Annotated in this window: 26 protein-coding genes and 2 pseudogenes; 15 read left to right on the top strand and 13 right to left on the bottom strand. The window is 64.0% G+C overall.

Translation table 11 applies throughout. The annotated features are described in order from the left end of the window. Positions 1-103: 103 nt before the first annotated feature. A complete protein-coding gene (locus IVB18_RS37015; protein WP_247985195.1) occupies positions 104-352 on the bottom strand; it encodes a hypothetical protein in 249 nt (82 codons plus the stop codon). A 370-nt stretch (positions 353-722) separates the two neighbouring features. Here IVB18_RS37015 and IVB18_RS37010 point away from each other — a divergent pair, with 370 nt between their 5' ends. Beyond that, positions 723-887, top strand: coding sequence for a hypothetical protein (locus tag IVB18_RS37010; RefSeq protein WP_247985194.1), 165 nt, complete (start codon positions 723-725; stop codon positions 885-887). Here IVB18_RS37010 and IVB18_RS37005 read toward each other — a convergent pair. From IVB18_RS37005 to IVB18_RS36975, 7 genes and pseudogenes are all read right to left on the bottom strand, one after another. Next, positions 858-1,346, bottom strand: coding sequence for a DUF3147 family protein (locus tag IVB18_RS37005; protein WP_247985193.1), 489 nt, complete (start codon positions 1,344-1,346; stop codon positions 858-860). The two genes, IVB18_RS37010 and IVB18_RS37005, sit on opposite strands and share 30 nt — an antisense overlap. Then, positions 1,346-1,693, bottom strand: coding sequence for a DUF3147 family protein (locus IVB18_RS37000; RefSeq protein ID WP_247985192.1), 348 nt, complete (start codon positions 1,691-1,693; stop codon positions 1,346-1,348). The genes IVB18_RS37005 and IVB18_RS37000 overlap by 1 nt, the downstream gene beginning before the upstream one ends. Continuing rightward, positions 1,690-2,274, bottom strand: a complete 585-nt coding sequence (locus tag IVB18_RS36995; protein ID WP_247985191.1) for a phosphatase PAP2 family protein — start codon at positions 2,272-2,274, stop codon at positions 1,690-1,692. Before IVB18_RS36995 ends, IVB18_RS37000 begins: the two co-directional genes overlap by 4 nt. Positions 2,275-2,374: 100 nt before the next feature. Further along, positions 2,375-3,265 carry an SDR family oxidoreductase gene (locus IVB18_RS36990; protein ID WP_247985190.1) on the bottom strand — a complete coding sequence of 297 codons (891 nt, stop codon included), beginning with the start codon at positions 3,263-3,265 and terminating at the stop codon, positions 2,375-2,377. 207 nt (positions 3,266-3,472) lie between these two features. Next, a pseudogene (locus tag IVB18_RS36985) lies at positions 3,473-4,023 on the bottom strand (DUF4142 domain-containing protein). A gap of 90 nt (positions 4,024-4,113) precedes the next feature. Beyond that, complete coding sequence (locus IVB18_RS36980; RefSeq protein WP_247985189.1) at positions 4,114-4,341, bottom strand: hypothetical protein; 228 nt, start codon at positions 4,339-4,341, stop codon at positions 4,114-4,116. Positions 4,342-4,349: 8 nt separating this feature from the next. Next, on the bottom strand, positions 4,350-6,137 hold the full coding sequence (locus IVB18_RS36975; protein WP_247985188.1) for a thiamine pyrophosphate-requiring protein: 1,788 nt from the start codon (positions 6,135-6,137) through the stop codon (positions 4,350-4,352). Positions 6,138-6,283: 146 nt separating this feature from the next. Here IVB18_RS36975 and IVB18_RS36970 point away from each other — a divergent pair, with 146 nt between their 5' ends. The 9 genes and pseudogenes from IVB18_RS36970 (at position 6,284) to IVB18_RS36930 (ending at position 15,413) form a co-directional block, all read left to right on the top strand. Next, positions 6,284-6,658, top strand: coding sequence for a PRC-barrel domain-containing protein (locus tag IVB18_RS36970; protein WP_247985187.1), 375 nt, complete (start codon positions 6,284-6,286; stop codon positions 6,656-6,658). Between the two features lie 27 nt (positions 6,659-6,685). Then, positions 6,686-6,847, top strand: a complete 162-nt coding sequence (locus IVB18_RS36965; protein ID WP_247985186.1) for a hypothetical protein — start codon at positions 6,686-6,688, stop codon at positions 6,845-6,847. 198 nt (positions 6,848-7,045) lie between these two features. After that, complete coding sequence (locus IVB18_RS36960; protein ID WP_247985185.1) at positions 7,046-8,146, top strand: HlyD family secretion protein; 1,101 nt, start codon at positions 7,046-7,048, stop codon at positions 8,144-8,146. Further along, positions 8,091-9,037 (top strand): annotated as a pseudogene (locus IVB18_RS36955) (MFS transporter); the annotation flags it as partial. The gene IVB18_RS36960 and the pseudogene IVB18_RS36955, both read left to right, overlap by 56 nt. A gap of 129 nt (positions 9,038-9,166) precedes the next feature. Continuing rightward, positions 9,167-10,168 (top strand): nitronate monooxygenase family protein, encoded by a 1,002-nt coding sequence (locus IVB18_RS36950; protein ID WP_247985184.1) that lies wholly within the window; start codon positions 9,167-9,169, stop codon positions 10,166-10,168. Between the two features lie 108 nt (positions 10,169-10,276). Beyond that, positions 10,277-10,696 (top strand): hypothetical protein, encoded by a 420-nt coding sequence (locus IVB18_RS36945; protein WP_247985183.1) that lies wholly within the window; start codon positions 10,277-10,279, stop codon positions 10,694-10,696. A 119-nt stretch (positions 10,697-10,815) separates the two neighbouring features. After that, complete coding sequence (locus IVB18_RS36940) at positions 10,816-12,390, top strand: alkaline phosphatase D family protein (RefSeq protein WP_247985182.1); 1,575 nt, start codon at positions 10,816-10,818, stop codon at positions 12,388-12,390. 277 nt (positions 12,391-12,667) lie between these two features. Then, positions 12,668-13,486 (top strand): aldo/keto reductase, encoded by an 819-nt coding sequence (locus tag IVB18_RS36935; RefSeq protein WP_247985181.1) that lies wholly within the window; start codon positions 12,668-12,670, stop codon positions 13,484-13,486. Between the two features lie 202 nt (positions 13,487-13,688). Then, on the top strand, positions 13,689-15,413 hold the full coding sequence (locus IVB18_RS36930) for an IS1634 family transposase (protein ID WP_247983724.1): 1,725 nt from the start codon (positions 13,689-13,691) through the stop codon (positions 15,411-15,413). 113 nt (positions 15,414-15,526) lie between these two features. Here the strand turns inward: IVB18_RS36930 and IVB18_RS36925 are convergent, their stop codons facing one another. Next, positions 15,527-16,033 carry a hypothetical protein gene (locus IVB18_RS36925; RefSeq protein WP_247985180.1) on the bottom strand — a complete coding sequence of 169 codons (507 nt, stop codon included), beginning with the start codon at positions 16,031-16,033 and terminating at the stop codon, positions 15,527-15,529. 151 nt (positions 16,034-16,184) lie between these two features. Between IVB18_RS36925 and IVB18_RS36920 the strand changes: the two genes are divergently transcribed. Then, complete coding sequence (locus IVB18_RS36920; RefSeq protein WP_247985179.1) at positions 16,185-16,457, top strand: helix-turn-helix domain-containing protein; 273 nt, start codon at positions 16,185-16,187, stop codon at positions 16,455-16,457. A gap of 2 nt (positions 16,458-16,459) precedes the next feature. Here IVB18_RS36920 and IVB18_RS36915 read toward each other — a convergent pair whose 3' ends face one another. Next, positions 16,460-17,695, bottom strand: a complete 1,236-nt coding sequence (locus IVB18_RS36915) for a PLP-dependent aminotransferase family protein (protein ID WP_247985178.1) — start codon at positions 17,693-17,695, stop codon at positions 16,460-16,462. An 88-nt stretch (positions 17,696-17,783) separates the two neighbouring features. Continuing rightward, positions 17,784-18,326 carry a DUF3124 domain-containing protein gene (locus tag IVB18_RS36910; RefSeq protein ID WP_247985177.1) on the bottom strand — a complete coding sequence of 181 codons (543 nt, stop codon included), beginning with the start codon at positions 18,324-18,326 and terminating at the stop codon, positions 17,784-17,786. A 67-nt stretch (positions 18,327-18,393) separates the two neighbouring features. Here IVB18_RS36910 and IVB18_RS36905 point away from each other — a divergent pair, with 67 nt between their 5' ends. From IVB18_RS36905 to IVB18_RS36890, 4 genes are all read left to right on the top strand, one after another. Next, a complete protein-coding gene (locus IVB18_RS36905; RefSeq protein WP_247985176.1) occupies positions 18,394-20,118 on the top strand; it encodes a cation:proton antiporter in 1,725 nt (574 codons plus the stop codon). A gap of 174 nt (positions 20,119-20,292) precedes the next feature. Beyond that, positions 20,293-21,369 carry a 3,4-dihydroxy-2-butanone-4-phosphate synthase gene (gene ribB, locus IVB18_RS36900; protein ID WP_247985175.1) on the top strand — a complete coding sequence of 359 codons (1,077 nt, stop codon included), beginning with the start codon at positions 20,293-20,295 and terminating at the stop codon, positions 21,367-21,369. Positions 21,370-21,502: 133 nt separating this feature from the next. After that, the gene (locus IVB18_RS36895; protein ID WP_148741623.1) at positions 21,503-22,717 is read left to right on the top strand and encodes an acyl-CoA dehydrogenase; all 1,215 of its coding nucleotides are present in this window, start codon (positions 21,503-21,505) and stop codon (positions 22,715-22,717) included. 184 nt (positions 22,718-22,901) lie between these two features. Then, complete coding sequence (locus IVB18_RS36890) at positions 22,902-23,819, top strand: MBL fold metallo-hydrolase (protein ID WP_247985174.1); 918 nt, start codon at positions 22,902-22,904, stop codon at positions 23,817-23,819. A gap of 67 nt (positions 23,820-23,886) precedes the next feature. On the opposite strand, the gene IVB18_RS36885 is transcribed toward IVB18_RS36890, so the two are convergent. Both IVB18_RS36885 and IVB18_RS36880 read right to left on the bottom strand, forming a co-directional pair. Continuing rightward, positions 23,887-24,729 carry a DUF1499 domain-containing protein gene (locus IVB18_RS36885; protein ID WP_247985173.1) on the bottom strand — a complete coding sequence of 281 codons (843 nt, stop codon included), beginning with the start codon at positions 24,727-24,729 and terminating at the stop codon, positions 23,887-23,889. Between the two features lie 247 nt (positions 24,730-24,976). Then, complete coding sequence (locus IVB18_RS36880) at positions 24,977-26,605, bottom strand: fatty-acid--CoA ligase (RefSeq protein WP_247985172.1); 1,629 nt, start codon at positions 26,603-26,605, stop codon at positions 24,977-24,979. Positions 26,606-26,659: the final 54 nt, after the last annotated feature.

The raw sequence follows: 26,659 nt of genomic DNA, 5'->3' as shown, positions 1-26,659 counted from the left end.
CGAAAGATTGCTTCCGGCTGTCATGCCCCCGGTGCGCCGGAAGCATCTCCAAGACGGCCTCGGCACTCCCGTGCCGGGGCCGTTTGCTTGGGACAAATTCGGATCAGTCTTCAGCCTCGCCTTCAGGCTTTATCGGCGCGTGCCCGTCGGAGCCACGGCCAAACACCCCGAAATCGCTCGACTTGAGGCCGGCCAATGCGTCGCTGCCCGCAGCGGCGAGACCGAGCTGGAGAAGCTCCCGGACCGCGGCCGCGCGCGTCGGCATGCGGTGCTTGAACCGGAAATCGTCCACTGCGGCCAGTTCTTCCGGCGAGAGCATGACCTGAAGCCGCTCGATGCGAGGATCCTTCATCATCAATCACCCATTTTGAGCGAATTGAGTGGCCTACTCAACGAACCAATCCAACTGGAGTTCCACAGTTTGCGCAAAAGGTGCCAAATTAGTAAAAAAATGAAGTAAAATCAGTATCTTAGGTTATTGTAAGCATATCAAAGGAGGTGCATTTTCGAGTTCATGTGGAGAGATGTCATGACGGAAAAAAGAGAAGTCAGGTTACCTCGCAAGCTTTCCGAAGAACCCAAGGCACCCAAGCCGGTGCGTCCGAGCCATCAGAAGGTCATCGACCAACTGGATCGCTGGGCCAACAGCCCCGGCCTCCAACCCCCAAAGCGCCAATCGTCGGGGACGCGAAATGCGTAAGCGATCTGAGCCACACACATTCATGGAGCGCATCGAGGCAGAGAAGCGTCGCCTTGAGCGCGAACTGGCGAACCTGCCCCTCGGCAAGCAGCGTGAGGTCGTTGCTGCGCGGCTCGAACAGCTTCGCGCCGCGGCCGAGATGCACGAATTCCTGTCGTTACCGGAAGAGGCGGGGGTTCTTCGCTGATGGTGGCCAGTGCCCGGATCGTCGCGCGTGATGGGACACGATGCGGAGCTTCCGTCGGAGCCACCACGCCGACACCGCGACGACAACCCATGCCGTCAGGGCGGCAGCGAAAGCGCCAGCGACACTTGCCGCGACGGTGAGATGGAAGACGGTGGCGAATGCCACAAGACCGATACTTCCCCAGGCCGCGCCGGCCGCGTCGAGTGCGGCGGCCTCTCGCCCGCGTCGTCGACCGCTGAGGCCGGCCTTCTCCTTGGTGCGGCGCTGATGGCTTTCGACCAGCGTGGCGCTGGCGCAGAAGATTGCGGGGAGCGCGAGGAACAGCCCTCCGACAGACACACCGAAGCGCGCACCCAGGATCCCCGCGAGCACGGTCGCCAGGCCGCCCAGCATGAAGCGCACGCCATACTCGTACCAGTGAGTCTGCTTCAGCGCGGAGAGTGACAGCTCGATCGGCATCAGGCCGCGCCTCCAAAGCCAGCAAGGAGTCCGAAGGCGACGGCAAGCCACACGGCCAAAGCGAGGATGGTGGCCGGCAACGCGGTCAGACGGTATCTGATCAACAGATGACAAACGACGACGCTGTAGCAGCCGAGGGCGATGGCGCCATAGATCATGGTCCAGCTTTCGGCTGCGGCATAATGAGGTCCGTGCTGGACGACGGCGATGCCAAGCGTTGCCAGCGCGACCGAAGGGGCTGCGCCCAGGAGGCCTGCAAAGCTCTTGGGCCTGAGCATGTCGCCGAGGATCGCGAATGCGGAGACGATCACGCCGCCGGCGATGAAGCGCACGACATATTCAGTCATGGCCGTATCCGCCAATTGTCTTGCTTGCGGCGTGATTTTGCCAGCGTCAATGGCCGCAAGAGCCTCTCGACGGCTGCGCCGAGCGCGAAGCCTGCGGCCACGTCGCTCGCCCAATGCGCGAGTAGCGTAATTCGCGTTAGCGAAAGCGCGACAGCAACCGAGCGTACCAGGCGACGCGGCGTTGGCGGCAACAGGCCCGCCGCCGAGGCAAGTGCGCCCATATGAACGGCGTGACCGGAGGGGAAGGCGTCGCGCGCTTGTCCGGAGACAGGCACGCCATTTCGATGTCCCCGCACCGTCAATCGGTCCGGCCTGGTTTGATCGAACACGGATTTCAGGGCATGTGGCAGCAAGGCAGTCGCCAGCGAAACAATTAGAGCGTGGTTGGCGATGGCGCGCTGCCGCGGCTGCACAAGGTGGGCATAGAGCCACCCGGCCGCAGCCAGCGCCAGCAGCACGTGCTCGTCGGCGGCCCAGGTCAGGGTCTGCGCGGTGTGCTCGATACCTGAGTTGGTGCGGGCAGCGATCTCGTTCGCGATCGCCGTGTCGATCCGGGTGGGTTTGACTGCTACGAGGGCCATCGGTCTGCGGGTGAGATGTCGTTCATGATGCTTTGTAAAGCTTCAGTGACAGTGAACGTTCCTCGCGGCGCGCTGCCCCTCTCCTCCAGCCTTACCCCGACTACGGCTGCCCCGATCCACCGGCGGCGCCGTACACCTGGCCCGTCGCATAGCTCGCGTCGGACGCAGCAAGTTGGACGTAGATCGATGCGAGTTCTACGGGCTGGCCGGGACGGCCGAGCGGGGTCATACCGCCGAACTTCTCGAGCTTCTCCATCGTCGCCCCGCCAGACACCTGGAGCGGAGTCCAGATCGGTCCCGGCGCGACGCCGTTGACGCGGATACCCTTCGAGGCGAGTTGCTTCGCCAGCGACTTCACATAATTCATCGTTGCGGCCTTGGTCTGCGCATAATCGTAGAGATCCGGCGAGGGATCGTAAGCCTGTTCGGAGGTCGTGCCGATGATGCAGGAGCCCGGCTTCAGATGCGGCAGCGCCGCCCTGATGGTCCAGAACGGTGCATAGATGTTCGTCTTCATGGTCGCGTCGAAATCTTCGGACGATACGTCGAGAATGGAGGCCCGCGCTTGCTGTCGCGCCGCGTTGTTGACGAGGATGTCGAGGCCGCCGAGGCCCTGCACGGCCTGCTCGACCAGCTTCTTGCAGAACGCCTCGTCGCGGAGATCGCCTGGGATCGCGAGACCCGTGCGGCCCTCCTTCTTGATCAGCGCGATCACCTCTTGTGCGTCAGGCTCTTCGGCCGGCAGGTAATTGATGGCGACGTCGGCGCCTTCGCGCGCGTATGCAATGGCGGCCGCACGCCCCATGCCGGAATCGCCGCCGGTGATCAGCGCCTTGCGGCCGGCCAGACGGCCGGAGCCCTTGTAGCTGGTTTCGCCGTGGTCCGGCCGTGGCCCCATCCTGCCGGCAAGGCCCGGCCAGGGCTGCGACTGCTTCTTGAACGGGGGCTTCGGATAGCGGCTAATCGGATCGACCAGGCTCTGCTCTGCCATGGATGCGTTTCCTTTCGCTGTTGAAGAGGCCAGCGAAGCCACGGCAAGCGTTGCGCTCGCCGCGTGGCGACGTGCCGGCGGGATATCGAAGTTTTGGTTTGATGCGCCATGATGGTTTCCGCGACTTTGCGTTTCAAAACGCGGAGCAAGGTCATCGTTGCCTAGACGACAAAGGACGCCGGCAGGGCCGGCGTCCTCAGAAGATACTTACTTGGATTGCCCGACACTCGGCGCCTTGCCGAGTTCCTTGGCCATGCCGAGGTGGTGCTTCAGCGCCGGCAGCGTCTTGCCGGCCCAGTTCTTCAGCTCGGCATTGTCGCCGCCCTTGGCATAGCGCTCGAACAACGAGACTGCATCTTCATGAGCGCTGACCTGGTAGGAGTTGTAGTCCGAGCTGAAGTCCTTGCCGGTCGCGCTCTTGAGCTTCTCGAGTTTGCTCTGGTGCGAACTGTCGAGCGTCGTCGGCACGGTCGCTTGAATCTTGCCGTTGCCGACCAGGCCTTTCAGTTCGCTGCTGGTCTTGGTGTGATCGGTCACCATCTGCTGCGCAAGGATTTTTCCTGCGCGTTGCCCTTCTGCTCGGCGAGCTTGCTCGATTCGATCTCGAACATGTCGCTGATGGCGACTTCCTTAACGAAATCGGCGGTGGCCGGCGCGACGCCGAGCGCCGAATTGACGCCGGTCTTCTCGCCGAGCGATTGGGCGAGCGCGGGGCCTGCGAGAAGCACGCAAGCAAAGGCGATGATGGTTCGTTTCATGATCCGGACCCTCCGAGGTGACGGTGCAGCCGACAATGCCGCGCGGCGTTTGCGCGACCAACCCGCAGCAGGGGCCGATGTTCCAAACCGCTAGTCCGTGGGATTCCTGCCGGTGCGTGGATTGATGGGATCGGTCGGCTTGCGCCGGAGCCTCTCCGGCAGGAACGGCTCAGCAGGCGAGGCCGAGGCCTCCGCGCGCACGTCGGCATAGCGTTGCGCCCGCTCATGCTGAGTCCGGTTGTCGTTGAACTGCCGCTTGACGTCGACGCCGTCGACGGGATCGTTGACGCCGTGCTGGATATCGCGGAAATCGCTCATGACTCACCTCATTCGTTTCCTGGCAGGATAGACTCGAGCACCTGCCGCGCCGCGCCCTTGATCACGCTGCTTTCGTTTGGATCGCCCTTCATCAGCGCCAACGAAAAGTTCTTCGCCTGTTGCAACGTGATATGCGGCGGCAGCGGCGGCACTTCGGGGTCGGTCTTTACCTCCAGCACCACGGGCATCTCGCTCGCCAGCGCCTGCTCCCAGGCCGAGCCCAGCAGTTGCGGGCTATCGACATAGATGCCGCGCAGGCCGATCAACTCGGCAAAGCGCGAATAGGACACGTTTGGAATGCGCTGCGAGGCCTCGAACTTGGGATCGCCGTTGATGATGCGTTGCTCCCAGGTCACTTGGTTGAGATCCTCATTGTTGAAGACGCAGACGATGAAGCGCCGGTCCCGCCAGTCGCGCCAATATCTTGCGACGGTGATCAGCTCGGCCATGTTGTTCATCTGCATGGCGCCGTCGCCGACCAGCGCGATCACCGGCCGGTCCGGACGGGCGTATTTGGCGGCGAGCGCATAAGGGACTGCCGCGCCCATCGAGGCGAGGCCGCCGGAGAGCGAGGCCGTCATGCCGCGGCGCATCTTCAAGTCGCGCGCGAACCAGTTGGCGCAGGAGCCGGAATCGCTGGTGATGATGGCGCGGTCGGGTAGGCGCGGGGACAATTCCCAAGCCACGAGCTGCGGATTGACGGGGGAGGCCGACTGATGTGCGCGGCTGTCGAGCGTCTTCCACCACGTCGCGACGCTGTCCTCGATGTCCTTGCGCCATGATCCGTCGGTCTTGGGCGCAAGCCGCGGCAGCAGCGCCCGGAGCGTCTCGGCCGCATCGCCGACGAGACCCACCTCCATGGGAAAGCGGATCGACATCATGCCGGCGTCGATGTCGATCTGGACGCCGCGCGCGCTGCCTTCCTTGGGCAGGAACTCGGAGTATGGAAACCCGGAGCCGACCATCAGCAGCGTATCGCACTCCATCATCATTTTGTAGCTGGGCTCGGTGCCGAGCAAGCCGATCGAGCCGGTCACCCAAGGCAGATCGTCGGGCAGCGCGGCCTTGCCGAGTAGCGCCTTGGCGCAGCCGGCGGACAGCCGGTCGGCAACGGCGATCACCTCCTCGGGGGCATGAAGCGCGCCGGCGCCGATGAGCATCGCGACCTTCTTGCCGGCGTTGAGCACCTCGGCGGCGCGATCGAGGTCGGCCTCCCGCGGCACGATTGTTGGTGCGCTGTAACCGATACCGGAACGCAACGTGCCGTGCGCGCGCGGCGGATCCTCGTAAGGCTCCTCCTGGAGGTCGTTGGGCAGAATGATTACGGTTGGGGTCCGCCGGGCCAGCGCGATCCGCACCGATCGATCAATCAAATGCCGTACTTGCGCAGGCGAGGAGGCTTGTACGACGTAGGTACCTGCCACGTCCTTGAACATCGAGACGAGGTCGAGTTCCTGCTGATAGTGCCCGCCCAGCGCGCTCCGCGCCTGCTGGCCGACGATCGCGAGCACCGGCTGATGATCCAGCAGCGCGTCGTAGAGGCCGGTGATGAGATGGGAGGCACCGGGGCCGGAAGTTGCGATGCAGACGCCGAGTTCTCCCGAGAACTTCGCATAGGCGGTGGCCATGAACGCCGCCATCTCCTCGTGCCGGGCCTGGACGAACCCGATTTTGCCATCGGCACGGTTCAGTGCGCCGAACACGCCGTTGATGCCGTCTCCGGGATAGCCGAACAGGTGGCGCACGCCCCATTGATGCAGGCGCTGAACGATGAAGTCGGAGACGGTCTGCGGCATCGCGGGCGGCTCCCGGTTTCCTGGGGACTTAAAACTCAGAGAACCACTCGTTTGCGGCGATGTTCCTGACGGTGCTGCGGAACACGCGCCGGAACGATCGCTTGCCTATCCGGTTGGTTTGCACACAGGCTGAGCGGAGAATTGAGATGTTGAATCAAGGCGAGCTGGACCAAAACGAGATGGGCCGGTTGATCGGCAGCGACAAGGTCGAGGGAACATCGGTCTATGGCGCCGATCGCAACAGGATCGGTTCGATCGAGCGCGTGATGATCGATAAGGTCAGCGGCAAGGTATCCTATGCGGTGCTCGGCTTCGGCGGGTTTCTGGGTCTCGGCAACGACCACTATCCCTTGCCCTGGCAGTCGCTGAAATACGACACCGAGCTCGGCGGCTACGTCACGGGGATCACGACCAAGGAGCTGAGCGGCGCGCCGAAATATGCCGAGCAGAACGAGTGGAACTGGGGTGACGACGCCACAGTACGCGGCATCAACGCCTACTACGGCGTTCCGTTTGTATAGGCGTTCGCGCTCGCCGAAGGAGGTCCCATGAGCAAGGAACGGCCAACCGATGATCCCCGCGATCGGAACGACTGGGGATCGCATTCCCAGACCGACAAGCCTTGGAAGGCCAAGCCGGAGAAGGAACAGAGGTCGGGCGAGGTGAAGAAGCCCGATCTCGAGAAGTGGCACGAGACGAAGACGCATTGATGGTTCGTGCCGACAGCCGGGCCTGTTGAGAAGAGCGCGGCATGCTGGTGCGCGCCGTTTTTTGAGCAGGACAATCACGAATGCCAGTCGTGCTTGCAAAGACCGGAACTATGCTCCGGCGCTGCGGTTAAGGCCACCGGTCCGCGAGCGTGGCCCAGCCCGTTTGCCGCCAGGTTGATCCTGACTGAGGTGTTCACCGTGGATGCTCGAACCCGGGAGCGCGGGGCGTCCGCGGAGCAGCCGCTGCCGCAGAGGACGAACGAAGCTCCAAAAAGCGCGCCCGACAAAGCCCGCGAGATTGTCGACCAACCGCGAGAGCCGAGGAATGCGCCATCGCTGCGCGACCGGCTTCGCGAGCACTGGCTGCTTGCTGCAGTCGGTGCCATTGTTCTACTGGCCGCATGCGTCGGTGGTCTCATCTATTGGCTTCTCTATTGGCTTCAGGTTCGCCACTACGAGTCGACTGACGACGCCTTCGTTGCCGCGCGCAGCTTTTCCGTGGCCTCGAAAGTCGGCGGCTACGTCATCGATATCCCGGTCACGGACAACCAGCATGTCAATGCGGGCGATCTGCTCGCGAAGATCGACGAGCGCGACTATCGGATCGCCGTCGATCAGGCCACCGCGCAGGTCGCGGTCTCCAAGGCCAACATCGCAAACGTCGAGGCGCAGATCGATTCGCAGCAGGAGCAGATCAAGCAGGCCCAGGCACAGCTCGAACAGGCGCAGGCGCAGCTTCAGTTCTCGCAGGAGGAGTTTGCGCGCGCCCAGGACCTCGTGGAGAAGGGTGCCGGCACCGTGCAGCGTCAGCAGCAGACCCGGTCCGATCTCCAGGCGCAGCAGGCCAACACTGAGCGCGCCAAGACAGCGGTGACGGCGGCCCAAGTCGGCATCAAGACGCTGCAAGCCCAGCTCGAAAGTGCCAAGGCGCAGCTCGAGCAGTCGCAGGCGCAGCTCGATCAGGCGAAGTTGAATTTGCAATACACCAGCGTGGTCGCGGCGCAGTCCGGCCGCGTCTTCAAGCTGAGCGGCGCCAAGGGGACCTTCGTCACGGCGGGGCAGAGCTTGATGATGTTCGTGCCCGATGAGGTCTGGATCGTCGCCAACTACAAGGAAACCCAGCTCAACGAGATGCGGCCGGGCCAACCGGTCGAGATCCGCATCGATGCCTATCCCGGACACAAGCTGACCGGGCATGTCGATTCCGTGCAGCCGGGCTCCGGCACTGCCTTTAGCCTGCTGCGTCGGCTTCCTGCTTGTCGCGATCGGGCTCGGCTCGCTCGAATTCGTTCTCGATGAGGGCCAGCGCAACGACTGGTTCGGATCCAGCATGATCGTGACCTTTGCGGTGCTCGCGGCCGCGTCACTGCTTGCACTGATTCCGTGGGAGCTGACCCGCGACGATCCGATCGTCGACATCCGGCTGCTCGGCCGGCGGCAGTTCGGCGCCTGCTTCCTGGTCATGCTCGGCACCGGCGCGGTTTTGATCTCGACCACTCAGCTCCTGCCGCAATTGCTTCAGACCGAGCTGAACTACACGGCCATGCTGGCGGGCCTCGCTCTGTCTCCCGGCGGCATTGCGACACTGGTGCTGATGCCGGTGGTTGGCTGCCTCATCGGCACGGTGCAGCCGAAATATCTCATCATGTTCGGCGCTACGGTCGTCGCGTTCTCGATGTGGCATCTCACGGGGCTAAATGGCGACATCACCTACGGCTATGCGGCGCTGTCGCGCATCTTCCTTGCGATTGGCCTCCCCTTCCTGTTCCTGCCGGTGACGACGGCGTCCTATGACGGCTTGCCGCCGGACAAGACCAACCAGGCCTTTGCGCTGATCAATATCGCCCGCAACATCGGCGGCTCGATGGGCGTGGCGCTGGCGCAGACGATTTTGGCGCGCAGCGCCAGCAATTCCATCAGAGCCGGCTGATCGAGCATGCCGCGCCGTCCGACCTCGGCTACCAGCAGACCATCGACACCATGACGCGATTTTTCCAGGCCCAGGGCTCGAACGCGAGCGATGCAGCATCGCAGGCGGTCGCCTGGGTCGGCCGCACCTTGCAGCAGCAGGTCGACTTCCTCGCCTATATCGACGTGTTCTGGACGCTCGCAATTGTCGCCGTGCTGATGATTCCCACCGCCGCGGTGCTGCGCAAGATCGACCTGGGCGCGCCGGCGCGGGGGCATTGAGGCCGCCAACGTCGTCCTGGCTTCCGCCAGGAGATGGAGATCCGCCCGTTCGGAGAGAAGTGGTGACCGCGGCGCAAAAGTCCGGCTAGACTGGTCCCAACACCAAGCAAACTCCGGGAGGTAACTTTAGTGAAGACCGCGATCACCGAACTGTTCGGCATCGATTACCCCATCATCCAGGGCGGCATGCATTTCGTCGGCTTTGCCGAGCTCGCCGCCGCCGTCTCCAATGCCGGCGGACTCGGCATCATCACCGGCCTCACTCAGAAGACGCCGGAGCTGCTTGCGAAAGAGATCGCGCGCTGCCGCGATATGACCGACAAGCCATTCGGCGTGAACCTCACGTTTCTGCCGACTTTCGCGGCGCCGCCTTATCCGGAATACATCGCCTCGATCGTCGAGGGTGGCGTCAAATCCGTGGAGACCGCGGGCCGCAGCCCGGAAGCCTATCTGCCGGCGCTGAAGGCGGCCGGCATCAAGGTGATCCACAAATGCACCTCGGTGCGCCACTCGCTGAAGGCCGAGCGGATCGGCTGCGACGCCGTCAGCGTCGACGGTTTTGAGTGCAGCGGTCATCCCGGCGAGGACGATATTCCCAATATGATCCTGTTGCCGCGCGCGGCGGAGGAACTGAAGATCCCGTTCGTCGCCTCCGGCGGCATGGCCGACGGGCGCAGTCTCGTCGCGGCGCTGTCGCTTGGCGCGGCCGGCATGAACATGGGCACGCGCTTCATTGCGACGAAGGAAGCGCCGGTGCATCAGAACGTGAAGAACGCGCTGGTCGCGGCAACCGAGCTCGACACCCGCCTGATCATGCGGAGCTTGCGCAACACCGAGCGCGTGCTGAAGAACGCCAATGTCGATCAACTGCTCGAGATCGAGCGCGACAAGGGCGCCAAGCTCACGATCGACGACATCCACGACCAGGTCGCGGGCATCTATCCAAAGGTCATGTTGGAAGGGCAGATGGATGCCGGCGCCTGGAGCTGCGGCATGGTCGCCGGCCTGATCCACGACATCCCCTCCTGCAAGGAACTCGTCGATCGCATCATGAGCGAGGCGGAACAGATCATCCGCAGCCGCCTGATGGGGTTCCTGGACGGGACGGGTGCGGCGCGAAAGGTCGCCTGACACCGCCAAACTTCTTAACCACGGCGGCAATTGACGGCTGGAAATGCGCGCGACGCCTCCTAAATAAGGGCAAATTACCTCTTTAATAAACAATTTCAGGAGGCGTCCGTGGTCCTGAAGAGCGTTCCTTTTGTTGTTGCCGTTGCCCTCGTGCTCGCATGGGGCGGCTTCGCGCGTGCTGACGACTACAAGCCCAACGAATATTTTGGTCTTGATCTGTCCAAGGCGGTGCTGTCACCGAAGCGGCTCGGGCCCGAGACGCGATTTGCGCCGATCGCGTTCGAAGCCCGCGGCGGCAACGACGCGCAGGCGCGTATCGAACCGATGGACGTGCCGAAGAAGGTTGCCGCCGAACGCGTGCATGTGTCGGAGCCCAAGGTCGCGCATGCCAAGAGTACGCAGCCGCGCGGCGCGGCCCGCGCGAAGCTCGCCCATCGCCGCGGCAATCCGCTGGACGCGCAGGCGATGGACACCCGCATCCAGACCTGGCCGTGCCGCACAGGCGGCATCTGTAGCTGGAAGCGGTAGCCCGACCTGAGCGCGTCATCCCCGCGTCGTAAAACCGTAGGCGCGGAGTCAAGAAACCGTAAGGGTAGGAGTCAAGGAGCGCAGGCACCTTTCGTCGCGATTCGACGAAAGTTTCCTGAATGGCTACGCTCCGCGCTTCGCGCGCATGGACCCGGCGGCAGTTCCTGGTCCGCTCCATGTCCTCTCTCGCCATCGCCGGACTAGGCACGCTCGCAAAGCCCTCTATCAGCCGCGCCGCAGACCGCCCGCGGATCGCTGGTGGTATCCAGTCCGGCGATGTCTCGGACGGCTCCGCCGTGATCTGGGTGCGCGCCGACCGGCCGGCGCGGATGCAGGTGGAATGCTCGACCGTCGAAAGCTTCAAGACCATCATTGCATCAGCGTCGGGTGATGCGACGCCAAATGCCGACTTCACCTCGAAGCTGTTGCTGAACGATCTGCCGTCCGGGCAGGACATCTTCTATCGCGTGCGTTTCGACGACATCGCGACCGGCATCGCCGGTGAGAGTCGCGTCGGCCATTTCCGCACTGCGCCGGCCACGGCGGAATCGATCTCCTTTGTCTGGTCCGGCGACACCGCGGGGCAGGGCTGGGGCATCGACATTTCGCGCGGCGGCTATCGCAGTTATCGCACCATGCTCGACAACCGCCCGGACTTCTTCATCCACTCCGGCGATCACATCTACGCCGACTGCACCATCCCGTCCGAGCAGAAGCTGCCGAACGGCGAGACCTGGCGCAACGTCGTGACCGAGGAAAAATCGGAGGTCGCGCACACGTTGGCGCAGTTCCGCGGCAACTACAAATACAACCATCTCGACGAGAATTTTCGCGCCTTCCACGCCGAGGTGCCGATGTTCGCGCAATGGGACGATCACGAGGTCACCAACGACTGGTCGCCGACGGGCAGCTATGACGAGGCCGGCTTTGATGCCGACGGCACCCCGCGGCTGGTCGCGCGCGCCCGCCGCGCCTTCTTCGACTTCATGCCGATCCGCGACTTCGGTGCGCGACAGGGCCGGGTCTATCGCAAGATCGCATACGGCCCGCTGCTCGACGTCTTCATGATCGACATGCGCAGTTTTCGCGATGACAGCTGGAACAAGGGCGACGACCATGGCGGCTGGCTTCTGGGCGCCGAGCAGCTCGCTTGGTTGAAACGGGAGCTCACCGCCTCGCGCGCGACCTGGAAGGTGATCGCGGCCGACCTGCCGATCGGCCTGATCAGTCTCGACGCCGTCGCGCTCGGCGACGGCCCGCCTGACAGACGCGAGCACGAGATCGCCGATCTCCTTGCCACCATCAAACGCGCCGGGATTCGCAACATCGTCTGGCTCACCGCCGACATGCATTATACCGCCGCGCACTATTACGATCCGAACAAGGCGCAATTCCGGGACTTCGAGCCGTTCTGGGAGTTCGTCTCCGGCCCGCTGCATGCCGGCACCTGGGGGCCGGGCGAGCTCGACAACACCTTTGGTCCGGTCGCGATGTACCAGAACGGGTGCAGCGAGGCGCAGGGCGAAAACCTCGCGCCGTGTTTCGGATTGCAGTACTTCGGCAAGGTCGACATCGACGGCGCGAGCCATGTCATGACCGTGACCCTGAAGGACGTCGACAACCGCGACCTCTGGTCCGTCGACATCGTGCCGCAGCTGCAGGTCCGGCCGTCCGTGGTGGCGCAGCATTCGTAAGGGACGGGTAACTCTTCCCGCGTCGTCATGCCCGGGCTTGTCCCGGGCATCCACGTTCTTCGTGCCGTGCGGCAAGGCGTGGATGGCCGGGACAAGCCCGGCCATGACGTTGGGGAGGCGTCGCGGATCCCGACGCTAACCCGATCTTGATTGGCCACTGCGCGGCTCCCGCGCTATAGTGCCTCTTCCCGCCACCTCTTTTCCATCACCGAAGAGTCTGCCCACGCGGCCTCGCCGCGCGCATCCGGCGGGGCTGAAATACGTCAGGAGCATGTTCATGGACAATCTGAAGACACAGGGCATCAGCATGCCCAAGCTCGGCCTCGGCACCTTCCGCATGCAGGGAGATGCCTGCCGCGCCGCGGTCGAGAGCGCGCTGTCGATCGGCTATCGCCACATCGACACGGCTGAGATGTACGCCAATGAGGAGCCGATCGGAGCCGCGCTTGCCGCCGCCCGCGTGCCGCGTGGCGAGTTGCATGTCACGACAAAAGTCTGGCATGAGAATTTGGCGCCGGACGCGATCCGCCGTGCCTTCGATGCGAGTCTGGACAAGCTCAGACTCGACCATGTCGACCTCTATCTCGTGCACTGGCCGTCGAAGGCCGCGAACTGGGGCCCGGTGTTCGAGACCCTGATGAAGCTGAAGGAGGAGGGCCGCACACGGGCGATTGGCGTCGCCAACTTCACCACCGCGCTGCTCAAGACCGTGGTCGAGGACATCAGGGCGCCGATTGCCTGCAACCAGATCGAGTATCACGCGATGCTCGATCAATCGAAGGTGTTGGCCTATCTCGCCGCCAAGTCGATTCCGCTGGTCGCCTATTGCCCGCTCGCGCAAGGGCGCATTGCCGAGGATCCGGTGCTGGGCGAGATCGGCGTCAAGCATAATGCGACTGCGGCGCAGGTGGCGCTGAAATGGCTGCTCGACCAGGATGGTGTCGCCGCGATCCCGAAGGCGTCGCGGCGCGAGAGCCAGCAGGCCAATCTGGATGCGCTGAAGATCACGCTCGATGATGCCGACCGCAACAAGATCGCCGCGCTGTCGAAGGACAGGCGCTGCGTCAATCCGGGCTTCGCGCCGGCGTGGGACTAACCAAAAAAAGTTTGCGAGCGCAGAGAAATGGCCCCGTGAGGGGCCATTTCCATGGTGCGTTGTGCATTAGTCCGAACTTCCCCTCGGGATTTTTGTTAGAGCGTTGAGAGGATTTGAGAAGTTTGGATCGGGCTGATTTTGTAGGCATGTAAATGATGATTTTTGGCTTGCGAATGGCAGGTTTCCGTGATTCGATTCCGGCATGTTCGTCGCCCGCATTCCCAACCGCAACTCACCGCCCGCGATCCTGTTGCGCGAGAGCTATCGCGAGGGCGACAAGATCAAGTCGCGCACGCTGGCCAACCTGTCGCATTGGCCGGATGAGAAGATCGATGCGCTGCGCCGCGTCCTGAAAGGCGAGGAGCTGGTCTCGCCGGCCGAGCAACTGCGGATCGAGCGCTCGCTGCCGCACGGCCACGTGGCCGCGGTGCTCGGCATGGCGCGCCAGCTCGGACTGCATCGCCTTGTCCCGGACAAGCCCAGACGGTTGGCCAGGCTGGCTTTGGCCTTGATCGTGGCACGGGTGATCGAACCGGCCGCCAAGCTGGCCACGGCGCGCCAGCTCAGCGAGGCGACGGCGGCGCATTCGCTGGGCGAACTGCTCGATCTCAGCGCCGTCGACGAGGACGAGCTTTACGAAGCGCTCGACCTGCTCGGCACGGCCCAACCGGGGATCGAGGCGACGCTCGCCAAGCGCCATCTGCATGACGGCTCGCTGGTGCTCTACGATCTCACCTCCAGCTATCTGGAGGGGCGACATTGCGAATTGGCGCGGCATGGTTACAGCCGCGACGGTCGTTCCGACAAGCTGCAGATCGTGTTCGGCTTGCTGTGCGCCGCCGACGGCTGCCCGGTGGCGGTGGAGGTGTTCGAAGGTAACACCGCCGACCCGAGCACGCTGGCCGCGCAAGTCGACAAACTGAAGGCCCGCTTCAAGCTGTCGCGTGTGGTACTGGTCGGCGATCGCGGCATGATCACCAGCGCCCGTATCGAAGCCGATCTGATGCCGGCCGGGCTCGATTGGATCACCGCTCTGCGGGCGCCGGCGATCCGCAAGCTCGCCGAGGACGGCGGCCCGCTGCAATTGTCGCTGTTCGACGATCGCGATATGGCCGAGATCACGTCCCCCGACTTCCCCGGCGAGCGCCTGATCGTGTGCCGCAACCCGGATCTGGCCGACGAGCGTCGGCGCAAGCGCGGCGAGTTGCTGGCGGCGACCGAGAAGGATCTCGCCCGCGTCAAGGCCGCCGTGCAGCGTCAGCGCAACCCCTTGCGCGGCGAGGATGAGATCGGTCTGAAGGTCGGCGCCGTGCTGGGCAAGCGTAAGATGGCCAAGCACTTCCACCTCGCCATCACCGACACTTCGTTCGACTTCAGTCGGATCGAGGATGCCATCGCCAACGAAGCGTCGCTCGACGGCTTCTATGTGCTACGGACCAACGTGCCGGCCGAGAACCTCGACACCGCCGCCACGGTGCGTGCCTACAAGAGCCTGGCCCAGGTCGAACGCGCCTTCCGCACCATCAAGACCGTCGAACTGGAGGTGCGCCCGATCCACCATCGCCTCGCTGGCCGCGTGCGCGCCCACGTCTTCCTCTGCATGCTCGCTTATTACATCGTCTGGCACATGCGCCGCGCGCTGGCCCCGATCCTGTTCGACGATCACGACCGCGAGGCCGCCGACGCCGCGCGCGTCTCGCCCGTCGCCAAGGCCAGAGTCTCGGCCGCGGCCAGAACCAAGGCTAATCGCAAGCACACCCACGATGGCCGGCCCGTGCACAGCTTTCGAACGCTGTTGCAGGATCTCGCCACGCTCACACGCAACATCGTTCGCATCGGTCAGGACGCCCCGGCCGCTATGCTCACAAGTCCAACCCCACTACAACAAGACGTCTTCAATCGGCTCGGCATTCCTATCGCCCCATAATGTAGGCAGACGCGCCGTCACGCCCGCTGGAATTACACGCCAGCTCAAATGCTTACGTCGCTACTCAAGGGGAAGTTCGGATTAGTCCCAGTGGTGACGGTGGCCGCGCTTGATCACGACCACGTTCCGGAGGAACTGCGAGAGAATTCTGAATGGATGTTCAGGTGATTAATTGCAGCGTTGTTGCGAAGGCGTCGGTGCGCCGTTTGCGACGTATTTGCCGTCTCGGATTTGTACTCACCGCGCTCGCTGCGATTGTAGATTGCGCGCAGGCTGTCGTCCTTCTGCAACAGCAATCCGAATTCGCGCGTCTGATGCAACGACGGGAAGTACACCATCACATTGAGCAGGCCTTCGGTGTTGTCCGTGGCGGAGACGACCTCGTTCTCGTCCTTGGCCTCGCCGAAATTGCGCCGGTACATCACGCGGCCGTCCTTCCTGATCTCGTAAGCCAGCAGCGCGCCCTTGTCGCGGTCGGGCGGCAGCGAGCAATCGACGGCCCATGAGCCGAGCAGGCCCCATCGTTCGACTGTCGCGGCGAGGGTCTCAGCAGGAGACACGGAGGTGAACGCAACCCATAGCAGCGCGGCCGTGATCCAGCGGCTCAAACAACGCGTCATGTTTTGGCAAGCCCCACCCTCGAAGAATTCCAAACTCTAGCATCCCAATCCCGGTCGTCCACCAACGCGCGCCAATTTGATCCGCGTCAATGAGGCCGGCCGTTTCCCCGGTAGGATGGGGCTTCCGGAAGGCGAACGTGTGGATAGACCGATGCTGAATCAAGTGATGGACTTCGCGGGCGAGGTGCTGCCGGGGAGCTGCGCCGTGCCGCCTTACTCCGAGACCGTGTTCCTGGCCGAGCTCGGCGAGCGGCTGCGGTCCTCGCGCATGCGCTGCGACCTGTCGCGCCGGGAGCTTGCCCGCCGCTCCGGGATTTCGGAGCGCTATATCGCGCAGATCGAGGCCGGCAAGGGTAACGTCTCGATCGTCCTGCTGCTGCGGCTGGCCTCCGCGATCCACGGCAGCCAGCCGCAAGTGGCCTGATATCAGGCCCGCGCCTTCTCGACATTGGCGCTACGCGCTGGCACGCCGAACTCCCTGCGGCAGACCTCGGCCAACACAGCGACACCCTCGCGGATCTGCTGATGCGTGGGACTGGCGAAGCACAGCCTGAGCCGCGCGCTTGAATGGCCCTTGTTGGTCGACCATTCCGGCCCCGGATTGATCGAGACGCCGGCGGCGAGTGCGGCCTGATACAGTTTTAACGTATCGACCTGGTCGGGCAGCTTTACCCAGAGGAAGATGCCGCCCTTCGGTTCTTCGAACTCGGCCGCGGTCCCGAACTGTTCGTTCAGCGTCTCCATCAGCGTATCGAGCTTGGTGCGCAGCGCCTTCGTCAGCGCCGGCACGTGGGTTGCGAAATGCGCCTTGCAATATTCGGCGAGCACCATCTGCTCCAGCGCACCGGAGCCGGCGTCCGTCTTCAGGGACAGCATCCGCGACATCACATCCCACGGCGCGACGATGAAGCCGACGCGCAGCGCCGGCGCGATAGATTTGGAGAACGAGCCGATATGGATCACCCCGCCGTTCGGGCTCATCGCGTGGATCGCGGGCGGACGTTGCCCCGACCATACGAGGTCGGCATAGCAATCGTCCTCGAAGATCGGCACGCCATATTCAGCTGACAGCCGCAGCAATTCGGCGCGCCGGCTCTCCGGCATGATGCTGCCGGTCGGGTTCTGCACCGTCGGAATGGTGTAGATGTATTTTGGCTGGATGCCGCGGCTCTTCAGGTTAGCCAGCGTCGCGGCCAGCACGTCCATGCGCATGCCGTCCTCGTCGAGGGGAATGCCGACCACGTTGACTCCGAGCCGCGTCAGGCGGTTCAGCGAGCCCTGATAGCTTTCCTGCTCGAAAATCACGGTATCGCCGCGCGCCAGCAGCGTATTGTTGACGAGGTCGAGTGCCTGCAACGAGCCGGAGACGATCAGGAGATCGTCGACCGTGCAGTTGATGCCGGCGTCGCGCTTGAGTTTGGTGACGAGAAATTCGCGCAGCGGCAGGTAGCCCTGCGGACCATGCGCCAGCCCGTAAGTCGCGAGTGTCCGACCCTCCCGCCGCAGCACGGTATTGGCAGCCTTGACCAGGTCGTCGAGCGGAACCTGCTCGGAGTCGTTATTGCCACCGACGAAGCTGTATTTGGCAAGGCCAGTCCAGCGCGCAGTCGGGGCCGGCAGCCCTGCGGGAAACACGGGCGCGAAATCGAAGCTGGACGTCATAGGGCGTTCCTTGTGTCTCTTCTTGTTGAGCGGCCGGTGTTGCGCCGGCCTGCCTGATTTTCTTGCCGACCGTGCGGGTCGGGCGGTCTTACTTCTTACCGGCCGTCCGGGTCGGACGTCCCTGGCTGATGAAAGCGTAATGCGCGTTGGCGACGCCGCCAACCATCAAGGCCTCGACCGCCGGTTCGGCGATCTCGCCCGTGGCGGCCCAGTCGACGATGAAATTTGCCCCGGTCCCGCCGCGCACGTCGTCGGTCGGAATGAAGATCGAGACGGTGGCGAGTGGTTTTAGCGCAACCGGCGCCTTCAGATAGCTCTCGACCTGCTTGCCCGCGGTGTCGAAATAGGCGATGCGTTTGACGACCAGTGGCCGGGTCTCGGAGGCGTTGTGAACGCTCAGCGTCACCGAGAAGTCGACGCGCAGCTTCCCTTGGCTCATCGCGACGCTCGAATAGGCGGGCACATAGAACCCCCCGGAGACGCCGAGTTCCTCCTTCGGCAGCGCAGTGAGTGAATCGGCAAAGCTTTGTTCGATATTGACCTTGGATTGAGCGACTGCGGATTGAGCGACTGCGGGCAAAGTAAAGGCGACCGGGCATAACAGCATTGCAGCGGCAAGCCCCATTCGCATGTGACGAATTGCTCGCTTGCCGCGCCGCAACCTGTCTCTAGGGTGCGGCAAAACGGACCAATTTGGTATGCACGAGCTCATTCGCGACATCACTCTCTGTATTCTGTTTGCCTGGATGCTGGGCCTGCTCGCCCATTTCTCCCGGCAGCCGCTGATTTTGGCCTACCTTATCGCCGGCCTCTGCATAGGTCCATTCGGCGCCGGCTGGGTCAAGTCGCAGGAATCGATCAGCGTTATCTCCGAGCTTGGCCTGATCTTCATGCTGTTCATGATCGGTCTGGAGATCGACCTGAAGAAGATCGTGCGGGCGGGAAAGGTGATCCTGTTCGCGGCCGGCGGCCAGCTCCTGGGCGGCTGTCTGCTCGGCATCCTGTTCTTCGCCGGCATAGGCCTGTCGCTCGGTGGCGGGCATTTCGATGCGCTCTATCTCTGCGTCGCCTGCGCGCTCTCAAGCACCGTCATCATCGTCAAGGTGCTCTACGAGAAGCGCGAGCTCGACACGCTGCCCGGCCGCGTTACGCTTGGCGTCCTTGTGCTCCAGGATATCTTCGCCATCCTGTTTCTGGCGGTGCAGCCGAGCCTTGCCAATCTGCAAGTCAGCGTCATCCTGCTTTCAATCGGCCGTGTCGCGGTGCTGGTCGCGGCCGCGCTGCTGGTCAGCCGCTACGTCCTGCCGCGCCTGTTCCACCAGATCGCCCGCCGCCCCGAGCTGATCCTGCTCGGCGCGCTCGCGTGGTGCTTCCTGGTCGCCGAGACCGCCGAGCAGCTCTCGCTGTCGCGCGAGATGGGCGCTCTGATCGCCGGCGTTTCGCTTTCGACCTTCCCTTATGCCCTCGACGTCACGGCCAAGGTCACCACGCTCCGCGACTTCTTCATCACGCTGTTTTTCGTGGCACTCGGCATGACCATTCCGGTGCCGGGCCTCTCCGTCATCAGCCTCGCTTTGATGATCGCGGCCTTCACGGTGGTGAGTCGTCTTCTCACCACCTTCACCCCGCTCTATCTGTTGAAGCAGGGCCTGCGCGCCAGCCTGTTGCCGGCGATCAACCTGGCGCAGATCTCCGAGTTCTCGCTGGTGGTGATCCAGACCGGCGTCGCCGACCACCATATCGCACCGGAGACGGCGAATGCGGCCTCCTTCGCCTTCGTGGTGCTGGCCGTGCTCTCGACCTTCGTGATGACCCGCAGCGACGAGATCACCCGCTGGGCGATCGGTCCCCTGAAGAGGATCGGCCTGCGCGATCTCGACGACGGCCATGCCGAGGAGGGGCATGAGGGCGGCCATGGCGAGGCCCGGCGCATCGTCATCCTCGGCTTTTTCCGTGCGGCGAGCGCGCTGCTCGCCGAACTCGAGCGGCAGAACCCACTGCTGCTGGAGCAGATCACGGTGGTCGATTTCAACCCCAATGTGTACCAGACCCTGCTTTCACGCGGCCTGCACGTCATCTACGGCGACATCAGCAACGTCGATACGCTCCTCCATGCCGGAATCGGCAAGTCCGAGATGATCATCCTCAGCGTGCCGGATGCGCTGTTGAAAGGCGCCAGCAACGAGAAGCTGGTCCGCCATGTCCGCACCCTCAATCCGAACGCGCTGATCGTGACAACCGCCGATCTTCTTTCCGATGTCGGCGAGCTCTATGAGGCCGGAGCCAGCTACGTCACCGTGACCCGGCTCAGCGACGCCCATGAGCTGTTCACGGTGATCGAAGCCGCCCAGGCCGGCCTCCTGGAGGACAAGCGCACGGAGCTCGATCAGCGGCTGAGCGAGCGGCGCGAAGTGCTACCTTAGGGGCTTCGGCTGCCTTCCATCCGCGCCATCCGCGCCTATATCGCTGGTATCTTCGGTGCAAGCCCGAATGCCTGCCCGGAGGCTGCCTCCGGGCATATGTGATTGCGTCCAGGACACTAGCGCGGCGCCCCAAGTCCGGCTAAGCCTCCGGCCATAACCGATAGAGATTGCGAAATGCCCGATACCGTTCAGGAAGTCTTGCAGGCGTTCGCCAGGGGCGAGCTCGTGGTCGTGACAGACGACGAGGACCGCGAGGGCGAGGGCGATCTGATCGTCGCAGCCTCGCTCTGCACCGCCGAGAAGATGGCATTCATCATCCGCCATACCTCCGGCATCGTCTGCGCGCCGATCACCACCGAGGACGCGCGCCGCCTGCGGCTCGACCCGATGGTGGCCCATAACGACTCCGCCCATACCACCGCGTTCACGGTCTCGATCGACTACAAGCCCGACGGCGGCACCGGCATCTCGGCCGAGGAGCGCGCCTCGTGCTGCCGTGCGCTGTCCAATCCCAACGCCGGCGCCAACGACTTCGCCCGGCCCGGCCACATCTTCCCGCTGATCGCCAAGGACGGCGGCGTACTGCTGCGCTCCGGCCACACCGAGGCCGCGGTCGATCTCTGCAAGCTTTCAGGGCTCCCGCCGGTCGGCGTCATCAGCGAATTGATGAACGACGACGGCAGCGTGATGAAGGGCGAGCAGGTTGCGCGCTTCGCCGCCCAGCACAAGCTCAAGCACGTCACGATTGCCGACATGATCGCCTATCGCCAGGCGCGCGAGAAGCTGATCGAGCGGGTCTCGACCTTCGTCACCGAAAGCCCGATCGGGCCCTTGCAGGGTTATGCCTACCGCTCGCCGTTCGATTCGATCGCCCACGTCGCCTTCGTCTACAACGGCGTCGGCGACGGCAAGAATGTGCTGACGCGCTTCCACAAGCCGAACATCGTCAAGGACACCTTCACCGGCCACAAGCGCATAGCGGCCGTGCTCGAGCACTTCAAGAAGTCCGGCCGTGGCGTGCTGGTTTACTTGCGTGACGGCGCGGCCGGTGTGCCCGTGGCGCCGCTGCCTGACGAGTCCTCGACGGAGGCCGACCGCAACCGCCAGTGGCGCGAGGTCGGCGTCGGCGCGCAGATCCTGCGCGATCTCGGCGTCACCTCGATTCGCCATCTCACCTCCTCGGTGCACGACTACAAGGGATTGTCGGGCTTCGGCATCGAGATTGTCGCCAACGAACAGCTCGAAATCTGATGGGTACTGTCGTTCCGGTTTCGCGCTGACGCGCCCCCGGAATGACCGAAACCAGGATGCAATTGCACTTGTTGCCGCGGCGCTCTAATTTGTCGGGCAAAGTTTAGCGGAACCAGACGCGAAAGGACGTTTCATGAGCGTGCGCCCCCAGGCCAAGGACAAGCCGGCTGCGGCTTCTTTCCAGTGGGATGATCCGTTCCTGCTCGACGAGCAGCTCACCGAAGACGAGCGCATGGTACGCGACACCGCGCGCGCCTACGCTCAGGACAAGCTGCTGCCGCGCGTCGCCAAGGCCTATCTCGAAGAGAAGACCGACCGCGAGATCTTCAACGAGATGGGTGAGCTCGGCCTGATCGGCATTACGCTGCCCGAGGAATATGGCTGCGCCAACGCGGGCTATGTCGCCTACGGGCTCGTCGCGCGCGAGATCGAGCGGGTCGATTCCGGTTATCGCTCGATGAACTCGGTGCAGTCCTCGCTGGTGATGTACCCGATCTACGCCTATGGCGACGAGAACCAGCGCAAGAAGTACCTGCCGAAGCTCGCCAGCGGCGAGTGGGTCGGCTGTTTCGGCCTGACCGAGCCCGACGCCGGCTCCGATCCGGCCGGCATGAAGACCCGCGCCGAGAAGGTCTCGGACGGCTATCGCCTGACCGGCACCAAGATGTGGATCTCGAACGCGCCGATCGCCGACGTGTTCGTGGTCTGGGCCAAGTCGGCCGAGCACGACAACCAGATCCGCGGCTTCGTGCTGGAGAAGGGCATGAAGGGCCTCTCCGCGCCGAAGATCGGCGGCAAGCTGTCGCTTCGCGCGTCGATCACCGGCGAGGTCGTGATGGATGGCGTCGTGGTGCCCGAAAGCGCGCTGCTGCCCAACGTCTCCGGCCTCAAGGGCCCGTTCGGCTGTCTCAACCGCGCCCGCTACGGCATCTCCTGGGGCGCGCTTGGCGCTGCCGAGGACTGCATGCACCGCGCCCGCCAATACACCCTCGACCGCAAGCAGTTCGGCAAGCCGCTGGCCGCGACCCAACTCGTGCAGAAGAAGCTTGCGGACATGGAGACCGAGATCGCGCTAGGCCTTCAGGCCTCTCTGCGTGTCGGTCGCCTGATGGACGAGGGCAAGTTCGCCCCGGAGATGATCTCGATCGTCAAGCGCAACAATTGCGGCAAGGCCCTCGACATCGCCCGTGTCGCGCGCGACATGCACGGCGGCAACGGCATCTCGATCGAGTATCACGTGATGCGCCACGTCCATAACCTCGAGACCGTCAACACCTACGAGGGCACTCACGACGTCCACGCCCTGATCCTGGGGCGCGCTATCACCGGCATCCAGGCGTTTTTCTAGAGGCCACGGCTTTCTAGAGGCCACGGCGTTCGGTGGTGGCTGATTTGCTCCGCTGTCATCGTCCGCGAATGCGGACGATCCAGTATCCCAGAGACCTCGCCTTCGCCTCGGGCGCCGCGGCGTACTGGATACCCCGCCTTCGCGGGGTATGACGAAGAGTGTGGCGGTATGTACAGGAAGTGCCATGTCCGATAACGACGACGTCCCGTTCAACCGCAACTTTCCACTCAAACCGGGCGTCGTCGAGGAAGTCCGCCCCGGCGTACGGCGCGTGCTCTGTAGCAATCCGAGCCCGTTCACCTTCACCGGCACGGTCAGCTACATCGTTGGGCAGGGCAAGGTCGCCCTCATCGATCCCGGTCCGGACGATGCGGCGCATGCGGCCGCGCTGCTCGATGCTGTCAGCGGCGAGACCGTGACCCACATCCTGGTCACCCACACCCACCGCGACCACTCGCCCAACACGGCGCGGATCAAGCAGGCGACCGGCGCCACTGTTTACGCCGAGGGCCCGCATCGCGCCTCGCGCCCGCGCTTTGAGAGCGAGAAGCACAATCCGGAGTCCGGCGCCGACCGCGACTTTGCGCCCGATGTCAGGATCGCCCATGGCGACGTCATTGAAGGCGCGGGTTGGCGGCTGGAAGCCGTCGCGACGCCCGGCCACACCGCCAACCACCTTGCGTTCGCATGGCCCGAGCGAAAGTTCAACTTCGTCGGCGATCACGTGATGGGCTGGTCGACCTCGATCGTGGCGCCGCCCGACGGCTCGATGATCGACTACATGGAGTCGCTCGACCGGTTGGCGGCGCGCGAGGAGGATCTCTATTTCTCCGGCCATGGCCCCGAGATCCCGGACGGCCCGCGCTTCGTGCGCTTCCTGATCCGTCACCGCAAGGCGCGCGAGGCCTCCATCCTGCACCGCCTCGCCAAGGGCGAAGCCGACATTCCGACCATGGTGCGCGCGATCTATATCGGCATCGATCCGAGGCTGACGACCGCCGCCGGCTATTCCGTGCTGGCGCATCTGGAAGACCTCGTCGCCCGCGGCGTGGTGTCGACGGATGGCGATCCCGTGATTGGCGGGACGTACCGGATGGTTTGAGGCGAATGGCGAATGGGGAGTAGCGAATAGGGAAGGAAGCGGCGTCTCATTCGCTATTCGCCATTCGCTACTTTTTTACTGTCTTCGGCGGCGCCACCGGCGTCTTCTTCACCGGCTTCAGCGCGTCGGCATCGGCGGCGGTGTTGAGGTCGTCAATGAACTTGGTGACGCGCGCGGCGTTGCTGCCGAGATCGCTCTCGAAATAGCGCGAGGCGGAGCGGATATCGACGCGGGAATCCTCGTCGTCGGGCACGACCCGGATCGAGATGTCCTCGCGGAAACCCATGATCGGCGAGCGCGCCACCGCTTCGATGCGGCCGATGCGGCGCGGCGGCTGCGGCGCGCGCTCGTCGATGACGAGCCATTTGCGCTTGTTGACGAGCTGGAGCGCGATCGCGTAGGCGCGGTCGACGGAGATCTCGAGCTCGATCGGCTCGATGTCGGGATAGAACTGACGTTGCTGCTCGGCCGAATAGAGGCCGGCATAGACGGCCGGATTGGCGCCGTCGCCGGTGCGCAAGCGCGCCAGCGCGTCGAAGCGCGGCGGGTCGATCGGATCGGTGGTGATGTCGTGGATCGCCGGCAGCTTGCGGTATTGCAGGCCGAGATAGGCGGGATAGGCGAGAATCGCACCGTCGATCAGGAAGGCGAGCAGAATGCGCGCCATGCCGCGCGAGCCGTTCTGCCAGATCGCGGCAAAGCCGGCGAGCCCGAACAGGATCGAGAGCGCGGCGATCGCAAGGCCGCCGAGGAAGGTCGCGAGCGCCGGCTTCATCTCCAGGAAGCCGAAGCGGACGATGATGATCGACACCACCACCGCAACCACCGCGAACACGGCCAGATTGCGCGCCCAGCTTGCGAGGCTGGACACGGGCTCCGACTGATAGGGAGCGGAAAACCTGCGGGCCATCGGGTGAGCTCTGCCGGGGTTTTGGTGCGGTGCCGGCCGATCTGGCGCGACGATGAAGGCGTTGAGACCACGGCCCGGGGGCAAATTCAAGGGTTCCGCCACCCGTCTCGCCGTCATGGCCGGGCTTGACCTGGCTTGACCCGGCCATCCACGCCTATCTTTCTTGAGGTCAGAACGAGGATGCCCGGGACATCTAGCGCGAAGACGCGCTTCGCGCTTCTGCCCGGGCATGACGTCCGTGGTGGCCCTACGCCGCCGCGTTCGGGAAGCGATAGTCTTTGAACTGGTCGCGCAACGCCGTCTTCAGGATCTTGCCGGTCGCCGTATGCGGGATGCCCTCGACGAAAGCGACGTCGTCGGGCATCCACCATTTGGCGATCTTGCCGTCCATGAACTTGAGGATGTCCTCGCGCGTGGCTTGCTGGCCCTGCTTGAGCTGCACGATCAGCAGCGGCCGCTCGTCCCATTTGGGGTGGAAGACGCCGATCACAGCGGCCTCGGCCACAGCGGGGTGGGCGACCGCGAGGTTCTCCAGGTCGATCGAGGATATCCACTCGCCGCCGGACTTGATCACGTCCTTGGAACGGTCGGTGATCCGCATATAGCCGGCCTCGTCGATGGTCGAGACGTCGCCGGTGTCGAAGAAGCCGTCCTCGTCGAGGATGTCAGCGTCGATACGGTAATAGGCCTTGGCGACGGCGGGACCGGCGACCTTGAGGCGGCCGAAGGTCTTGCCGTCCCAAGGCAGTTCCTTGCCGGCATCGTCGGTGATTTTCATCTCGACGGCGAACGGCGCGTAGCCCTGCATCTGGAGCACGTCGAGCCGCGCCTCGCCGGTCGCATCGCTGAACGGCGGCTTCAGCGCCGCGACGCTGCCGATCGGGCTCATCTCGGTCATGCCCCAGGCGTGGCGGACGTTCGAGCCCATGTCGAGGAAGGCCTTGATCATCGAGCGCGGCATCGCCGAGCCGCCGCAGATCACCATCTTCAGATCCGGCAACTTCAGATTGTTGGCGGTCATGTGCTGGAGCAGCATCAGCCACACCGTCGGCACGCCCGCGGTGTGCGTCACCTTCTCGGTCGAGAGCAGCTCGTAGACCGAGGCGCCGTCGAGCTTGGCGCCGGGCATCACCAGCTTGGTGCCCTGCGAGGGTGCGGAGAAGGCGATTCCCCAGCTATTGGCGTGGAACAGCGGCACCACCGGCAGCATCGTCTCGGAGGCGCTGGTGCCGAGCGCATCGACATTGTTGGCCATCAGCGCGTGCAACACGTTGGAGCGGTGCGAATACAGCACGCCCTTGGGGTCGCCCGTGGTGCCGGACGTGTAGCACATCGCGGCCGCCGTGTTCTCGTCAAAATCCTTCCATTTGAATTGGCCGTCGGCCTCCGCGATCCAGTCCTCGTAGGCGACCACGTTCTTCAGCGTGGTCTGTGGCATATGCGCCTTGTCGGTGAGCACGACATAGCGCTCCACGCTCGGAAGCTTGTCGGCGAGCTTCTCCAGCACCGGCACGAAGGTGATGTCGGTCATCACGATGCGGTCCTGCGCATGGTTGATGATCCAGGCGATCTGCTCGGGGAAAAGGCGGGGATTGACGGTATGGCAGATGGCGCCGATGCCCATGATGCCGTACCAGACCTCGAGATGGCGCCAGGTGTTCCAGGCGATCGTCGCGACGCGGTCGCCAAGCTTGATGCCGTCGCGCTCCAGCATCTGCGAGACCTTGAGCGCACGCTTGTGGATTTCGGCATAGTTGGTGCGATGGATCGGTCCCTCGATCGACCGCGTGACGACCTCCTGCTTGCCATGAATCCTGGCGGCGTGTTCGATGATCCGGTGGCAGAGCAGGGGCCAGTCTTGCATCAAACCAAGCATTCCGTCGTTCCTCCGAATAGGGCTGGACTTGTTATAGTTCTCAGCGCTGGGCCA

Source organism: Bradyrhizobium sp. 186 (assembly GCF_023101685.1).
Classification (GTDB): Bacteria; Pseudomonadota; Alphaproteobacteria; order Rhizobiales; family Xanthobacteraceae; genus Bradyrhizobium.
The sequence above is the reverse complement of the archived record's forward strand: the minus strand, read 5'-3'. Positions and strand labels throughout refer to the sequence as shown.

Bases quoted from the DNA above. Each gene is read 5' to 3' on its own strand.
- IVB18_RS37015 (WP_247985195.1), bottom strand. From the start codon at position 352: ATGAAGGATCCTCGCATCGAGCGGCTTCAGGTCATGCTCTCGCCGGAA.
- IVB18_RS37010 (WP_247985194.1), top strand. From the start codon at position 723: ATGGAGCGCATCGAGGCAGAGAAGCGTCGCCTTGAGCGCGAACTGGCG.
- IVB18_RS37005 (WP_247985193.1), bottom strand. From the start codon at position 1,346: ATGCCGATCGAGCTGTCACTCTCCGCGCTGAAGCAGACTCACTGGTAC.
- IVB18_RS37000 (WP_247985192.1), bottom strand. From the start codon at position 1,693: ATGACTGAATATGTCGTGCGCTTCATCGCCGGCGGCGTGATCGTCTCC.
- IVB18_RS36995 (WP_247985191.1), bottom strand. From the start codon at position 2,274: ATGGCCCTCGTAGCAGTCAAACCCACCCGGATCGACACGGCGATCGCG.
- IVB18_RS36990 (WP_247985190.1), bottom strand. From the start codon at position 3,265: ATGGCAGAGCAGAGCCTGGTCGATCCGATTAGCCGCTATCCGAAGCCC.
- IVB18_RS36980 (WP_247985189.1), bottom strand. From the start codon at position 4,341: ATGAGCGATTTCCGCGATATCCAGCACGGCGTCAACGATCCCGTCGAC.
- IVB18_RS36975 (WP_247985188.1), bottom strand. From the start codon at position 6,137: ATGCCGCAGACCGTCTCCGACTTCATCGTTCAGCGCCTGCATCAATGG.
- IVB18_RS36970 (WP_247985187.1), top strand. From the start codon at position 6,284: ATGTTGAATCAAGGCGAGCTGGACCAAAACGAGATGGGCCGGTTGATC.
- IVB18_RS36965 (WP_247985186.1), top strand. From the start codon at position 6,686: ATGAGCAAGGAACGGCCAACCGATGATCCCCGCGATCGGAACGACTGG.
- IVB18_RS36940 (WP_247985182.1), top strand. From the start codon at position 10,816: ATGGCTACGCTCCGCGCTTCGCGCGCATGGACCCGGCGGCAGTTCCTG.
- IVB18_RS36935 (WP_247985181.1), top strand. From the start codon at position 12,668: ATGGACAATCTGAAGACACAGGGCATCAGCATGCCCAAGCTCGGCCTC.
- IVB18_RS36930 (WP_247983724.1), top strand. From the start codon at position 13,689: ATGTTCGTCGCCCGCATTCCCAACCGCAACTCACCGCCCGCGATCCTG.
- IVB18_RS36925 (WP_247985180.1), bottom strand. From the start codon at position 16,033: ATGACGCGTTGTTTGAGCCGCTGGATCACGGCCGCGCTGCTATGGGTT.
- IVB18_RS36920 (WP_247985179.1), top strand. From the start codon at position 16,185: ATGCTGAATCAAGTGATGGACTTCGCGGGCGAGGTGCTGCCGGGGAGC.
- IVB18_RS36915 (WP_247985178.1), bottom strand. From the start codon at position 17,695: ATGACGTCCAGCTTCGATTTCGCGCCCGTGTTTCCCGCAGGGCTGCCG.
- IVB18_RS36910 (WP_247985177.1), bottom strand. From the start codon at position 18,326: ATGCGAATGGGGCTTGCCGCTGCAATGCTGTTATGCCCGGTCGCCTTT.
- IVB18_RS36905 (WP_247985176.1), top strand. From the start codon at position 18,394: ATGCACGAGCTCATTCGCGACATCACTCTCTGTATTCTGTTTGCCTGG.
- ribB (WP_247985175.1), top strand. From the start codon at position 20,293: ATGCCCGATACCGTTCAGGAAGTCTTGCAGGCGTTCGCCAGGGGCGAG.
- IVB18_RS36895 (WP_148741623.1), top strand. From the start codon at position 21,503: ATGAGCGTGCGCCCCCAGGCCAAGGACAAGCCGGCTGCGGCTTCTTTC.
- IVB18_RS36890 (WP_247985174.1), top strand. From the start codon at position 22,902: ATGTCCGATAACGACGACGTCCCGTTCAACCGCAACTTTCCACTCAAA.
- IVB18_RS36885 (WP_247985173.1), bottom strand. From the start codon at position 24,729: ATGGCCCGCAGGTTTTCCGCTCCCTATCAGTCGGAGCCCGTGTCCAGC.
- IVB18_RS36880 (WP_247985172.1), bottom strand. From the start codon at position 26,605: ATGCTTGGTTTGATGCAAGACTGGCCCCTGCTCTGCCACCGGATCATC.